The sequence below is a fragment of the Planococcus sp. NCCP-2050 genome (assembly GCF_023708025.1).
GTDB lineage: Bacteria > Bacillota > Bacilli > Bacillales_A > Planococcaceae > Planococcus.
In genome coordinates, this window is sequence record NZ_BRCX01000006.1 from 17,691 (window position 1) to 31,255 (window position 13,565).

Sequence of the window (13,565 nt, forward strand, 5' to 3'; positions counted from 1 at the left end):
TCATGAATGCGCTTGAAAGGAGGATTCATTTGTCACTTGTGTTTTTGATTTTTTTACCATTGATTGCAGCCTTGTTCATTCCGCTGTTATTTAAAAAACTCGGACGCATCCATACGGGTTGGTTTGTCTTGATTGTTCCAGTGGTTCTGTTCATCTACTATTTAACGCTGCTGCCAACGACGCTTGAAGGCGGTATGCTTGTTTCAGAGTTGAGTTGGATCCCTTCGATTGATCTTGCCATTGTGGCCTATATAGATGGGTTAAGCCTTCTGTTCTCGCTTTTGATCAGCGGAATAGGAGCTCTTGTCGTTTTGTATTCCATTTTTTATTTGGATAAGAAACGCGAACAGTTACATAATTTTTACGTCTATTTGCTGATGTTCATGACAGCAATGCTTGGCGTTGTCCAATCGGATCATGTGATTTCCCTTTATCTTTTCTGGGAACTTACTTCGATTTCCTCGTTCTTACTGATCGGCTACTGGTATACCCGGGACCGTTCGCGTTTTGGGGCGTTGAAGTCGATGATGATCACTGTATTTGGCGGCTTGATGATGCTCGGAGGATTTGTGCTGCTGAGTATTATGGGCAATACTTATTCGATACGGGAGCTGATTTCCCAAGCTCCGGAACTTGCAAATCATGAGTTCTTTGTTTGGGCTTTGGTCTTGATTTTACTTGGAGCCTTTACGAAATCAGCGCAATTCCCATTCTATATCTGGTTGCCGGATGCGATGGAAGCGCCGACGCCTGTCAGTGCGTATCTCCACTCAGCAACCATGGTTAAAGCCGGCCTTTATCTGGTCGCCCGCTTCACTCCGATTTTCGCTGTTTCTGGAACTTGGATTTGGCTGGTTACCGGCGTCGGGTTGTTCACGCTGTTCTGGGGATCGTTCTTCGCGTTGAAACAGAAAGACTTAAAAGGAATATTGGCGTTCTCCACTGTTTCACAGCTCGGGTTGATCATGAGCCTTCTCGGCGCTTCCGCTATGGGCTTCCATGTAGATAATGCCGCTGAGACCGTCTTCAAGTATGCTGGATTCGCTGCCATTTTCCATTTGGTCAACCATGCCGTGTTCAAAGGCAGCCTCTTCATGATCGCCGGAATTGTCGACCACGAAACAGGCACACGCGATATACGTAAGCTCGGCGGTTTGATGAGTTTGATGCCGATCAGCTTTACGATCGCGATGATTGGTTCATTTTCGATGGCCGGAATTCCACTTTTCGGCGGATTCCTCAGTAAGGAAATGTTCTTAACAGCGATGCTTGCCATTACTGAATTTGATTTATTCTCCATGGACGCTTGGGGATTGTTATTCCCGGTAGTGGCATGGATTGCCAGCGTGTTTACGTTCATCTACAGTTTCTATTTTGTTTTCCATACGTTCGCCGGCAAACACAAGCCGGAAGAATTGCCGAAAAAAGCACACGAAGCGCCAATCGGCATGTTGATTTCCCCTGCTATTTTAGCCGTTTTGGTCATCACGATTTTCTTCATTCCGAACTTTGTCGGTAAATGGATTGTGAATCCAGCGGTCGCGGCGATCCAACCTTTCTTGTATGATTCGCCGTCTGACGTCCATGTGCATGTAGCTGCATGGCACGGAAGCATCACACCGGAACTGGCGATGACCATTGGAATCTTCATCATCGGCGGATTGATGTTCTGGACGCTCCGCAAATGGCAGCGCTCCTATGATGCCTTTCCGGATAAAGTCTCGCTCAACCGCCTATACGATAATCTTATGTATTTGAGCGACGGCGGGGCCAATCGTTTTTCAGCCGTCTATATGACGGGATTCATCCGTTCTTACCTTGTTTATATGTTCGGATTCTTCATCTTGATTGTTCTCAGTACTTTGGTCTTGAATGAAGCTTTCGCATTCGACCTATCGGACTTAGCTCCGATTGGATTTTATGAAATCGTCATCGTACTTGCTTTAGTCGGTGGGACCATTACGATTTTGGCCGCTAAATCAAGACTAACAGCCATCATCGCTCTCGGCGCTGTCGGTTATTCCGTTGCTTTGTTCTTCGTTATTTTCCGGGCACCGGATTTGGCGTTGACGCAATTGGTTATTGAAACGATTTCAGTAGCATTGTTCCTGTTAGCGTTCTACCATTTGCCAAAATCAAGCAAAAAAGAAGAGCGTATACGCTTTAAAGTCGGCAACGGCTTAATCGCTTTAGGAGTCGGCGTCACCATGACTCTCGTTGCTTTATCCGCCCATTCCCAGAAAATCCTGCCTTCCATTTCCGAATTTTATAAGGAAACTGTCTATACGGAAGCAGGCGGCGGAAATATCGTCAACGTCATCCTTGTCGATTACCGTGGGTTTGATACGCTATTTGAAATTGCTGTTCTTGGCATCGCCGGTATCGGGATTATTACGATGATCAAACTCCGTTTAACGAAAAAGGAGGGCCAACATGAGAACAAATGATGTGATGTTAAAAACCGTGACAAAAGTTGTGACGTTCATCATCTTGATGTTTGCGGTCCATATCTTTTTTGCTGGCCACTACACACCAGGCGGCGGGTTTGTCGGCGGCTTGCTGACAGCCAGTGCCATTGTCCTTCTGATGCTGGCCTTTGATATTGAAACGGTGAAGAAAATCATTCCGGTCAATTACGTGATGCTGACTGCGATCGGTTTACTAATTGCGGTCGCAACAGCAGGAGCTTCTATTTTCTTTAACGTGCCTTTCTTTACCCATGCTTATGACTATTTTGACTTGCCGTTGTTCGGCAAAACGTCTCTGCATTCAGCTGCATTATTCGATCTAGGTGTCTATCTGGTTGTTGTTGGAGTTACGATGACCATTATTCAAACGATTGGAGAGGATGAATAATGGAAATTATTATGTCTTTTGTCATCGGCTTTCTTTTTATGGCCGCGGTCTACTTAATGCTTTCTAAAAGTCTGATCCGCATCATTATCGGAACCGGCCTTCTTAGCCACGGCGCCCACCTCTTGATTTTGACGATGGGCGGGCTTGGCGGAACTGCTCCGCCAGTCGTTGCAGACGGCGTCAGCGTCAGCGACTATGTAGATCCATTGCCTCAAGCCTTGATATTGACAGCAATCGTTATTTCTTTTGCTGTAACTTCGTTTTTCCTGGTGCTCGCTTACCGGGCATATCAGGAACTCGGCACCGATAACATGAATTTAATGAGAGGAACTGAAGACAATGATTAATTTACTTCTGTTTCCGATTTTAATTCCCTTGTTATTTGCTGCCATCTTGTTATTCTTTCCGAAAAACATTAGCCTGCAGCGCATCATTGCAGCTGCCGCTGCTGTCGCTACTTTGATTTCGGTGCTGTTCCTTCTTTTCAAAGTGAAGGCTGATGGTGTCCAAGCGGTCACTCTAGGCAGTTGGGATGCGCCGTTCGGCATAACGATGGTATCAGATTTGCTGTCTGTACTACTTGTACTCAGTGCGACAGTCATCACTTTGTTCGTCATTTTTTACAGCATGCCGACAATTGGAATTGAACGGGAAAAATCTTTCTATTATCCAGCTGTCCTGTTTTTATTGGTTGGAGTCAACGGAGCATTCACGACAGGCGATATATTTAACTTGTTCGTATTCTTCGAAGTACTGCTCATGGCGTCCTATATGTTAATCGTTCATGGCGGCGAAAAACCGCAATTGCGGGAATCCATTAAATACCTTTTGGTGAACATCATTTCTTCTGCCTTATTTGTTGCTGGAGTTGCTTATCTGTACTCAGTAACCGGGACTCTTAATATGGCCGACTTGGCTGCAAAGATTCCTCAAATCGAGGCTACCGGCATTTTGACAGTAATTGCTGTGATGTTCCTCGTGGTCTTCGGATTTAAAGCAGCTATCTTCCCGCTTTATTTCTGGCTACCGGGTGCTTACCATGCACCGCCGATTCCTGTACTTGCGTTGTTTGGAGCTTTACTGACAAAGGTCGGTGTATATGCGATCATCCGTACATATACTTTGTTCTTCACCATGAACATAGCTTTTACGCATGAATTGCTCGGCATCATCGCCATCTTGACGATTCTCGCAGGATGCGTTGGCGCCCTTGCCTATTTCGATGTCAAGAAAATCATCATTTATAACATCATCATCGCTGTAGGGGTCATTTTGTTCGGTGTAGCGCAGATGAATGAAGCAGGGATTGAGGGTTCCATTTTCTACCTCATCCATGACATGCTGATCAAAGCAGCGTTATTCTTCCTAATAGGAATTGTTGCTGTCCTATTCGGCACTTCCAACCTGCGGGAAATGGGCGGATTGATGAAGACTTATCCCGTCCTTGGTTGGGTCTATCTTATCGCCGCTTTCGGACTTGCCGGCATTCCACCGCTTAGCGGATTCCCCGGCAAACTATTGATTGTCCAAGGCGGATTTGAAGGCCCGCAGTTCTGGGGCAGCATTGTCGTGCTTGCGACAAGCTTGCTTGTGCTGTTAAGTGTGATCCGAATTTTCATTTACGCCTTCTGGGGCGAGCCCGTGCAAACCGTTCCGCTGAAAAAACGCAGCTATTACCAAATGTTCATCCCTGCTGTCATCCTTGTAGGATTAACCGTCATTCTTGGAGTGGGTGCGGAAATGTTCATGCCCCTCATCAAAGGAGCAGGAGAAGTTCTACTAAATCCATCCATCTATATAGATGCGGTATTAAAGGAGTAGATGACGATGGCTTTGCAAATTTTACTTAATTTCTTCCTGGCAGGCGTTTGGATGTTCATGACGAACTCCTTCTCGCCTACAGGTTTCGCAATCGGCTTTTTGGTCGGGCTGCTTCTCGTGATTTTAATGCGGCGATTCTTCAGCCATCGCTTGTATCTTCTAAGAATTTGGGCAGTAATCTCGCTCTTCTTCCTTTTCTTGAAAGAGTTATTGATGTCCAGTATTTCAGTTTTCAGATTGGTGATTCGGCCTCGCATGAATATCCGGCCAGCAGTTTTCGAACTTGAAACTCAATTAAAAGAAGACTGGGAAGTTACCTTGCTTTCAGCATTGATCACGTTGACGCCCGGTACGCTGGTCATCGGCATTTCCGATGAACAGAAAAAATTATACATCCACGCTATTGATTTTGAAGACATCGATGAAGCTGTTTCCTCGATCAAGAACACATTTGAACGCGCAATTATGGAGGTGAGCCGGCCATGATGATGTTTTACTGGATTGCCCTGATTGTCATCAGCTGTGCTTTTGTCGGGCTCTTATACCGGCTTGTCAAAGGCCCGACGGTAGCAGACCGAGTTGTCGCACTGGATGCCCTTGGTGTAGCTTTAGTCTCCATTATTGGGTTGCTGTCGCTCATCATCGGCACCGAATTCTTTTTGGAAATCATCTTGCTGTTAAGCATCTTGTCGTTTATCGGCACGACCGCTTTTGCGAAATTCATTGAGAGAGGAGAGATTTTCGATCGAAACGACAATCGCTAATATCCTCATTATTATTCTGATCAGCACAGGCGTCATTTTCAGTGCTGTCACGGCGCTTGGGCTTGTCCGCCTTCCTGATGTGTATACACGGACGCACGCGGCTTCTAAAAGCTCTACACTTGGTGTCATGTGTATACTAGGCGGAACGTTCATCCACTTTTGGTTGATTGAAGATCATTTTAACTCCCAGCTGATCATTGCGATCATTTTCCTGTTCATCACTTCTCCAGTAGCTGGCCATTTGATCGGACGCGCATCGTATATGTCCGGCATCAAGTTAGCTGAAGAAACGGTACGTGATGATATGAAAGACGCAGTTGCAAAGAAAAAACAGCAACACTAAAAACAAGCGGGTATGCGACAATCGCATACCCGCTTGTTTTTATTATTATTTATGCTTCTTCAGCCATTTTCTCAACCATCATGGCAAGCGTCCGAACCATCGCACCTGTTCCGCCTTGTGGTCCAAGGTCATGGGCAGAAGCTGCATGGGATGTACCTGCAATATCCAAATGGATCCACGGCGTATTGTCTACAAATTCACCGACAAACCCGCCGCCGAAAATCATATGGCCATCGCGTCCCGGTGAGTTGTTCAAATCCGCTACATCGCTTTTACGGATTCGTTTTTTGTCGTTCTCCGTCAAAGGAAGTCTCCAAACGAATTCCCCGGTTTCCTCCGAAGCTTCAAGGAAAGTCTCGAAGAATGCTTCGTCGTTCGTCAAAGCACCCGTTTTATCATTTCCTAATGCCACGATGACGCCACCAGTTAACGTTGCCACATCTATGATATGGGTAGCGCCCATCTGTTTTGCATAGGTCACAGAATCCGCCAGCACCAAGCGCCCTTCAGCATCAGTGTTCAAGATTTCAATCGTTTTGCCGCTTAAGGACGTGATCACATCATCCGGCTTAAAGGCGTTGCCTGACACCATATTGTCTGTTGATGCAATGACCGCAATAACGTTTTTCTCAGGCTTCAACTCGCCGATGACTTTCATCGCACCAAGGACAGCTGCGGCCCCGCCCATATCGCCTTTCATGCCGACGATGCCATCTTTCGGCTTCAACGAATAACCGCCTGTGTCGAACGTAATGCCTTTGCCGACAAGCGCAAGCGGCTCTTCAAAGTTCTCAGTCGCTTTATACTTCAATACGATAAGGCGAGGTTCTTCGACAGATCCTTGGTTGACTGCTAAAATCGCACCCATGCCGAGCTCTTCCATTTCGGCTTTCCCGAGAATTTCCGTTTCAAATCCGTATGTTTCACCCAGTTCTTTTGCATAATCCGCCATAGCTGTAGCCGTCAATAAATTCGCCGGCATATTAACCAGTGTACGGGCTTCATTGACCGATTGGCCGAATACATGCCCGATAAAAGCGGAAGCCTGCAATTCTTCTGCATCGTCTTCCGATAAAATGGACAAGGTTTCCAATGCCACATCTGCTTCATTTGAAGAAGTTTTATAATCATCGAATTTATAAGTGCCCATTGTAATGCCTTCAACAGCTAAATAGGCTGCATCTTCTGATGAGATCTCATCATTCAAGAACGAATCCAAATAGACGGCTGCATGTTTGATTTTCTTCTTGCCAAGCTCTTTTCCAACATGGCCGAAAGCTGTACGAATGGTATCCTCCGTCAGTTTTTTACGGTCATTCAGTCCAACAAAAAGAACCCGTGGAATGGCACCCGACAATGCCGGATATGTAATGATCGAATTCAAATCAAACGGCAAATCGCCTTTGACCCATTCTTCCAGCATGCCGTTAAAGCGCTTAGAAAAAGCTTCCCATCCTTTGCTGTTTTCTGGGTGGCGGCTTAAACCTACGATTAAAATATCCGCTTCTGCTTGAGCTGCATCCGCTTGTACGACTAATTCCATATTATTTCCCCCTTAAATTGACTTCCACTTCTAGTTTAGCATTTATTCAGTATACGGGGTAGTTCGGTGTCCGAAATGATTTTTGATAAATCAATAAATCCCGTATGTTATACTAAGCAATATCTTTTAATGGAAAGGTTGTTTACGGGATGGAACTATTTTCTAATTTGCCGCTGATGATTGCACTTTTCGCTATTCTCTTTGCCCAATTTGTTAAAATCCCCATTCAATATGCTGTTACCCGTGAACTGGACTGGAAATTATTTTCCTCGACCGGAGGAATGCCCAGTTCACATTCGGCTGCTGTGACTTCCTTAACTACGGCCGTGGCTTTTGAACACGGGGTCGACTCCACGATTTTTGCAGTTGCCGCGATGTTCGCTGTCATCACGATGTATGACGCCACAGGTGTCAGATTCCAAGCTGGCCAGCAAGCTTTGACCATCAACAAGATGCGCAACGATTTCTATCTCTTCATGGACGAAACAAGAAAATGGCCGCAGAAAAAAGAGGAAGAGAAAATAGCAGAACTCAAGACGCTTCTCGGCCATAAACCGAGCGAAGTATTTATAGGCGCCCTTACCGGCATTGCCATTGCATTTGTTTTCTACGGGATACTGCGTTAAAAATGGACTTTTCTTCTCAAAACCGAAAAATCCGCCAAGCCTTTGAATCGGCCTGGCGGATTTTCTATGTTGAAATTTAGAACATTTGATAACCGCTTTTACGCAAGATTTTCATGACGAATCCGGAAGTAATTGCTCCAGCCCAGCCTGCAAGCAATACGGCAATATCGCTTCCTGTAAGCGAAGTGATGGTATCGCCAAGCATCGAGAAGGACTCGCCTGGATCTGTGAAATAGCTGAAAAAGCCGACATCGTCAATGACGAGCAAAATGACGATCGGATAGACGATTGCCATCAGCCAAGTCATCCGAAGCAGCATATTCAATAAAAAACCGATGCCGAAAAACATTACGTAAAACAGTAAAACCGAAATGATCAATTGGACAATGCTAAATGAAGTATTCATGAATTCTAACCTCCGTTATTCCTTTCATCAGTTTACCCGAAAGTCCTGCCCCTTTCAATCACACAATCCCAAGTTCATTGCTTTGTCACATTAAAACCGTTCCTATGCAATGTATTTGGATAAAGCGTTAAACTTGGCATGCTTTATTCATTTTAGTTGTTATATAGGCATTAAAAAAAAGCGTCCACAGGAGTCTTCTCCCATGAACGCTTGCATTGGTAAATGCATTTACTTTTTGCCGGATCCAGAACAGCAGGAGCACGTTTCCGAACCGCCCAAACGCAATTGGAAATAGCCTTTGCCTCCACAATACGGGCATTGATTCGCAGACTTTGCTTTTTTGAAGATAGTCATTCGAAACACCTCCTCCTGTTATCGTTTTAATATTCTGATAATATAACACGGTTATTTTATACTTGCAAGAAAATTCAATAAAATGTAAACGGATACATCCATCTTTATCTCACGTATGCGCTTTTTTCCTCGATTATCCTTTATTTTTTAAAGAATAGTTTATAGGAAGAATACCCGAATATTTCCCCTGGATCTACGTCTTCAATGGCTTCAAATCCTTCATCGAGCAGAAATTCTACCATTTCATGAAGCATCACCGAAGCATCCGGATCTGCCGACAGCTCTTCAGGAGATCGCCACGCCGCCTCATAAAGCTCCTCCAGCTGCGCTTTGATTTTTTGTTGCTCATCTACTGGTTTCAATAGGAAAATCCCCATATTATCGCTCACTTCTTCTCGTATGACTCCCGAACGAAAACCAATCAGACCGAACAGCGTGCAGTCGATTCCCGTCTCTTCTTTCACTTCACGCATAGCCGCCTGATCGATTGTTTCATCAGCATTCACGAATCCTGCAGGCAATGACCACTTGCCATGCAGACCGCCGTACCTCTTCTTGACAACAAGCCATTCATTTTTCGAATTCACCACTAAACCGGCTGCGCCTAACCAGACATTGCCCCGTTTGCTCTTTTTCATCCCGTCAGCTCCTTTAACCAAAAAAACTCCCAGTTGAACTGCGCTTCCGTTGTTAGATCGCTCTAACAATTTCGGTGCAGTTCAAGATGGGAGATTTTGCTTCTCTTATAGAACGTTGAATTTACCTTTTTTCATAACTAATCCTGGTCCGCCAACCATTAGAAGTGCACGGTTATCGATCATTTTTTTCATGAATGAAGCGCGTTTACCAGTAATTTTCTTGCCGAACACCACACCGATTGCGTCATTTTCACCTAATGAGCAAACTGTTCCTTTTAAGTCAGGAACGAATGGGTGAGTTTCTTCGCCTTTGATCAAAGCGTTGATATTGTTTGCCACTGCTTGCCCTTGCTGCATTGCAATTTGGGCTGTCGGTGGGTATGGACGGTTCGTTTCTTCGTTGATCATCAATGCACAGTCACCGATCACGAATACATCTGAATGTCCAGGAGCACGAAGGTCTGCATCCACTTTTACGCGAGCGCGCATGTTTTCGATGCCTGATTCTTCGATTAGCTTGCTTCCGCGAACTCCAGCAGCCCAAACAACTGTACCTGCTTTGATGAATTCAAACTCATCATCGCCTTTTTTGATGTTAACGCCTTCTGGAGTAGCTTCAACGACTGGAGTGCCGATTGAGAACTCGATGCCTTTAGATTCTAAATGGCCAACTGCATAGCTGACAAGTTCAGGATCAAATCCAGGCAATACCATTGGGGCCGCTTCTACACAAACTACGCGAACTTTTTCGCGAGGAACGTCATACTCTTTGCATAATTCCGGTACACGGTTACCCAGTTCTCCTAAGAACTCGATTCCTGTAAACCCGGCTCCGCCTACAACGATTGTCAAACGGCTGTCGTCTTTTACATCTTCTGTAGACCACGTCGCAAATTGGAATTCAATATGCTCACGGATATAACGGGCAGCTTTGACGTTCGCAATTGAAAGTGCGTATTTGTCCAATCCAGGAATTCCGAAAGTTTCGCCTTCGAAGCCTAAACCGATAACTAGATAATCGTATGTAAACACACCATTGTCAGTTGTCACTTTTTTGCCTGCAACATCAATTGCTTCAACTGTCGCTTGGACGAATTTTGTTTTCACGCTGTCAATAACATCTTTGATATCATAGCGAACTTGTTCTGGCAACAATGTACCAGCTGCTGCCTCATGCAACCAAGTGCTTTCGTAATGGTATTCGTTTTTATTGATCAACGTAATATCTGCGGCATCAGTGCCAAGAACTTTTTGCAAGTTAACTACAGTCATCAATCCACCGTAACCTGCTCCTAATACTAATATTGACGGTCTTTTCAACACAATCGCAACCACCTTCAAGTCATTTTTTTAAACAGAAAAAGTTTAATTATAAATCATAGTAGTGCCAATAAACTCCTACCCTCTATATTAGCCCTTTTACCTGTTGATTTCAACTGGATTCTCCCGCTTTCCAATAGCGTCCATACTGAGCGGCAAATGCATTCACCAGATAGCCATTATTAACGTTCAATTCCTGCCTATCCTGTCTTTATAGGCAAAATAAAACACCTCCCATTCAAAAGGAAGGTGTTCTTAATGTATCAGCAGTTTTCTGGTGTTCCTGCTTTTTTAGCTGTCCGGAATGAAGTTCCGCATCCGCATGAAGCGATCGCATTCGGGTTTTCAATGGTGAACCCGCCGCCCATCAACGATTGCTTGTAATCAACAACGGTCCCATTTAAAATAGGGGCATCTTCTTTTGCCACTAGGATTTGAAGCCCGAACTGTTCCAGCACATCATCTTCTGGTCCATGTTCTTTCTCAAAACCCATTCCGTATGTCAATCCGCTGCAGCCGCCGCCTTTTACAGCGACACGAAGAAACGCGCCCTCCTCTTCGTTATGGCGCATCATTTCTTTTACTTGAAAAGAAGCTGCTTCTGTAATCTCAACTACTTGTGCCATATTATCGCCTCCTTATACCCATCATAGCAATATTGCCTAAAGCCATTCAAGCAACCCGCTCTGCAAGTTTGAATATGTAACAAAAAAGGGACCTATAAAAGGTCCCTTGGCATTAAAATACTTGTTCTACTTCTACAACGCCAGGAACTTCTTCCATTAACGCACGTTCAATCCCTGCTTTTAAGGTAATGGTCGAACTTGGGCAGCTGCCGCATGCACCAAGAAGACGAAGTTTTACGATCCCATCTTCTACATCCACTAATTCACAGTCCCCGCCGTCACGCAAAAGGAATGGACGTAATTTATCTAAGACTTCCATTACTTGATCTTCCATCAAAGCTTCAGTCATTTATATCGACTCCTTTCATTATAATCATTATAATGTGATTGAGTAGAAAAAGCCACTATTGAATTTTCAGGAGGTCTAGAAAATGACAAAAGAAATTTCCATCGAAGTGTACGGAACCGAAGTAATCTGTGCAAGTTGCGTGAATGCCCCTTCTTCCATTGATACGTATGAATGGCTGCAAGCGGCAATTTCTAGAAAATACAAAGGCCAGCCATTTTCAATTACGTATATCGATATTGAGAAACCACAGACGGAAGCACATCAGAAAGACTACGCTGAGCGCATCTTGGAAGATGAATTTTTCTACCCCCTTGTATTAGTGGAAGGCGAAGTGGTCGGCGAAGGCTATGTCCAGTTGAAACCGGTCTACAAAGAACTTGAAAAGCACGGCTTTTCTCCTGCAGAATAAACGATTCCATAAAAAAAGCGCACTCATCATAAAATGAGCGCGTTTTTTCCGTTTATCAGCCATTATGCCATTTGTACATCCAAAGCACACCGGATTTCATCAGACGCGCAATGCGCCCTGTAACCGTCCGGTCTGCGAGATAAGCAAATCCTTGTTTTTTCCCAAGGGAGCCAAGAAAGCCTTTTAGTTTGATTTCAGGCATTGTTTCAGGCAGCGGCTTGTCTCTCCAAGTCAACTTTAATACTTCAACGATCTGTTCTGCCTGCTCTTCGGCAAGCTGTGCAGATGGGGCCATTGGCAACGCTGCACAGTCACCGACCACGTAGACATGTTCATCGTTCGGCAATTGATGGTATTGGTTGATGACGACACGTCCGCTGCTGTCGCTTTCAAGGCCAAGGTCGCGAACCGGTTTGACCGGCTGGATACCTGCTGTCCATACAACAGCGTCAACCGGAATCGTTTCTTCGTGGTTATAAAGAAGATTCGGCTCGACTTTTGTAATATTCGAATTTGAAACCACATCCACATTGTGGTTATCAAACCATTTTTTCACAAAATTACTCAAACGCTCTGGGAAATCACGTAAAATACGTGGGCTGCGGTCAAATAATTTAATGTTCAAATCGCGTCTGCTTTCGCGCAATTCACTTGCAAGTTCGATTCCGCTAAGGCCCGCTCCGACAATTCCGACAACTGCGCCAGACGGCAGGCCTAAAAGTGTTTTGAAGGTTTCGCGTGACTTGCCAATTGTTTGGATGCTGTAAGTGAATTCATCCGCTCCCGGCACGCTATGGTATTTGTCTTCGCAGCCTAATCCGATTACGAGGTCATCATATTGAACGCGGTCTCCATTTTCCATTAGCACACATTTATCTTCCAAGTCGATTTCAAGAATTTCTCCATGGACGAGCGATAAGCGATCGCTTTCCGGAAAAGCTACCCGCACCTCATGGTCGGATGCCGTTCCCGCTGCAAGTGCATAGAATTCCGTTTTCATACTGTGGAAAGGTGTACGGTCGATCAAGATGATTTCTGTATCCAGGGGTAAATTGTTTGGCAATAAACGAAGCAATATACGCATATTGCCGTATCCTCCACCAAGTAAGACTAGTTTTCGCATAAAAATCTCCTTTAATTTCATCTGTCTGCTTAATTTCTCAAATATGAGTATAGCTGATTGTGATAACTTTCACAATACATTCCAAAGAAATCAAATAATTGACTATCGCTATAAAAAAAGGTAGGATTTCGTAGTAGCGAGGTGACCAAAATGAAACCAATTGTTGAATTTTGTATTAGCAACATGGCAAACGGATCACAGGAATCGTTTGAAAAATTGGAAAGCGATTCAAATTTGGATGTATTGGAATATGGCTGTTTAAGTTACTGCACGCAATGTGCAGAATCATTATATGCGTTGGTTAATGGTGAAATCGTCGAAGCCGATACACCTGAAGAATTGACCCAGAAAGTCTATGAGTTTATAGAAGAAAACCCTTTATTCTAA

At 44.6% G+C, this 13,565-nt stretch carries 18 protein-coding genes; 10 read left to right on the plus strand and 8 right to left on the minus strand.

Annotation, left to right across the window (positions count from 1 at the left end):
* Window positions 1-29 precede the first annotated feature (29 nt).
* From NFU07_RS15435 to mnhG, 7 genes are read left to right on the plus strand one after another with little or no spacing between them, the layout of a single operon-like run.
* On the plus strand, window positions 30-2,447 hold the full coding sequence (locus tag NFU07_RS15435; protein ID WP_251479653.1) for a Na+/H+ antiporter subunit A: 2,418 nt from the start codon (window positions 30-32) through the stop codon (window positions 2,445-2,447).
* A complete protein-coding gene (locus NFU07_RS15440; RefSeq protein WP_235198795.1) occupies window positions 2,434-2,856 on the plus strand; it encodes a Na(+)/H(+) antiporter subunit B in 423 nt (140 codons plus the stop codon). Before NFU07_RS15435 ends, NFU07_RS15440 begins: the two co-directional genes overlap by 14 nt.
* Window positions 2,856-3,203: a Na(+)/H(+) antiporter subunit C gene (locus NFU07_RS15445; protein WP_251479657.1), complete on the plus strand. Its 348-nt coding sequence runs from the start codon at window positions 2,856-2,858 to the stop codon at window positions 3,201-3,203. The genes NFU07_RS15440 and NFU07_RS15445 overlap by 1 nt, the downstream gene beginning before the upstream one ends.
* Window positions 3,196-4,677, plus strand: coding sequence for a Na+/H+ antiporter subunit D (locus NFU07_RS15450; protein WP_251479660.1), 1,482 nt, complete (start codon window positions 3,196-3,198; stop codon window positions 4,675-4,677). Before NFU07_RS15445 ends, NFU07_RS15450 begins: the two co-directional genes overlap by 8 nt.
* 6 nt (window positions 4,678-4,683) lie before the next feature.
* On the plus strand, window positions 4,684-5,163 hold the full coding sequence (locus tag NFU07_RS15455) for a Na+/H+ antiporter subunit E (RefSeq protein WP_251479663.1): 480 nt from the start codon (window positions 4,684-4,686) through the stop codon (window positions 5,161-5,163).
* Window positions 5,160-5,441 (plus strand): Na(+)/H(+) antiporter subunit F1, encoded by a 282-nt coding sequence (locus tag NFU07_RS15460; protein WP_235198792.1) that lies wholly within the window; start codon window positions 5,160-5,162, stop codon window positions 5,439-5,441. The genes NFU07_RS15455 and NFU07_RS15460 overlap by 4 nt, the downstream gene beginning before the upstream one ends.
* The gene (gene mnhG / locus NFU07_RS15465; RefSeq protein ID WP_251479666.1) at window positions 5,389-5,784 is read left to right on the plus strand and encodes a monovalent cation/H(+) antiporter subunit G; all 396 of its coding nucleotides are present in this window, start codon (window positions 5,389-5,391) and stop codon (window positions 5,782-5,784) included. Before NFU07_RS15460 ends, mnhG begins: the two co-directional genes overlap by 53 nt.
* Window positions 5,785-5,833: 49 nt before the next feature.
* On the opposite strand, the gene NFU07_RS15470 is transcribed toward mnhG, so the two are convergent.
* Window positions 5,834-7,327 (minus strand): leucyl aminopeptidase, encoded by a 1,494-nt coding sequence (locus NFU07_RS15470; RefSeq protein WP_251479669.1) that lies wholly within the window; start codon window positions 7,325-7,327, stop codon window positions 5,834-5,836.
* Between the two features lie 149 nt (window positions 7,328-7,476).
* On the opposite strand from NFU07_RS15470, the gene NFU07_RS15475 reads away from it, so the two are divergent.
* A complete protein-coding gene (locus NFU07_RS15475) occupies window positions 7,477-7,953 on the plus strand; it encodes a divergent PAP2 family protein (protein ID WP_251479672.1) in 477 nt (158 codons plus the stop codon).
* Window positions 7,954-8,029: 76 nt separating this feature from the next.
* On the opposite strand, the gene NFU07_RS15480 is transcribed toward NFU07_RS15475, so the two are convergent.
* The 6 genes from NFU07_RS15480 to NFU07_RS15505 form a co-directional block, all read right to left on the minus strand.
* Complete coding sequence (locus NFU07_RS15480) at window positions 8,030-8,359, minus strand: YuiB family protein (protein ID WP_235198788.1); 330 nt, start codon at window positions 8,357-8,359, stop codon at window positions 8,030-8,032.
* A 228-nt stretch (window positions 8,360-8,587) separates the two neighbouring features.
* Complete coding sequence (locus NFU07_RS15485) at window positions 8,588-8,713, minus strand: YuiA family protein (protein ID WP_199876618.1); 126 nt, start codon at window positions 8,711-8,713, stop codon at window positions 8,588-8,590.
* A gap of 140 nt (window positions 8,714-8,853) precedes the next feature.
* Complete coding sequence (locus NFU07_RS15490) at window positions 8,854-9,351, minus strand: NUDIX domain-containing protein (RefSeq protein WP_251479675.1); 498 nt, start codon at window positions 9,349-9,351, stop codon at window positions 8,854-8,856.
* A 105-nt stretch (window positions 9,352-9,456) separates the two neighbouring features.
* Window positions 9,457-10,671, minus strand: a complete 1,215-nt coding sequence (locus tag NFU07_RS15495; protein ID WP_235199276.1) for an NAD(P)/FAD-dependent oxidoreductase — start codon at window positions 10,669-10,671, stop codon at window positions 9,457-9,459.
* Between the two features lie 263 nt (window positions 10,672-10,934).
* Window positions 10,935-11,297 carry a HesB/IscA family protein gene (locus tag NFU07_RS15500; RefSeq protein ID WP_251479678.1) on the minus strand — a complete coding sequence of 121 codons (363 nt, stop codon included), beginning with the start codon at window positions 11,295-11,297 and terminating at the stop codon, window positions 10,935-10,937.
* A gap of 112 nt (window positions 11,298-11,409) precedes the next feature.
* Window positions 11,410-11,646: a NifU family protein gene (locus NFU07_RS15505; RefSeq protein ID WP_052652153.1), complete on the minus strand. Its 237-nt coding sequence runs from the start codon at window positions 11,644-11,646 to the stop codon at window positions 11,410-11,412.
* An 82-nt stretch (window positions 11,647-11,728) separates the two neighbouring features.
* On the opposite strand from NFU07_RS15505, the gene NFU07_RS15510 reads away from it, so the two are divergent.
* Window positions 11,729-12,055 carry a YuzD family protein gene (locus tag NFU07_RS15510; RefSeq protein WP_235198784.1) on the plus strand — a complete coding sequence of 109 codons (327 nt, stop codon included), beginning with the start codon at window positions 11,729-11,731 and terminating at the stop codon, window positions 12,053-12,055.
* 55 nt (window positions 12,056-12,110) lie between these two features.
* On the opposite strand, the gene NFU07_RS15515 is transcribed toward NFU07_RS15510, so the two are convergent.
* Window positions 12,111-13,178: an NAD(P)/FAD-dependent oxidoreductase gene (locus NFU07_RS15515; RefSeq protein ID WP_251479681.1), complete on the minus strand. Its 1,068-nt coding sequence runs from the start codon at window positions 13,176-13,178 to the stop codon at window positions 12,111-12,113.
* 150 nt (window positions 13,179-13,328) lie between these two features.
* On the opposite strand from NFU07_RS15515, the gene NFU07_RS15520 reads away from it, so the two are divergent.
* On the plus strand, window positions 13,329-13,565 hold the full coding sequence (locus NFU07_RS15520) for a YuzB family protein (RefSeq protein WP_246809121.1): 237 nt from the start codon (window positions 13,329-13,331) through the stop codon (window positions 13,563-13,565).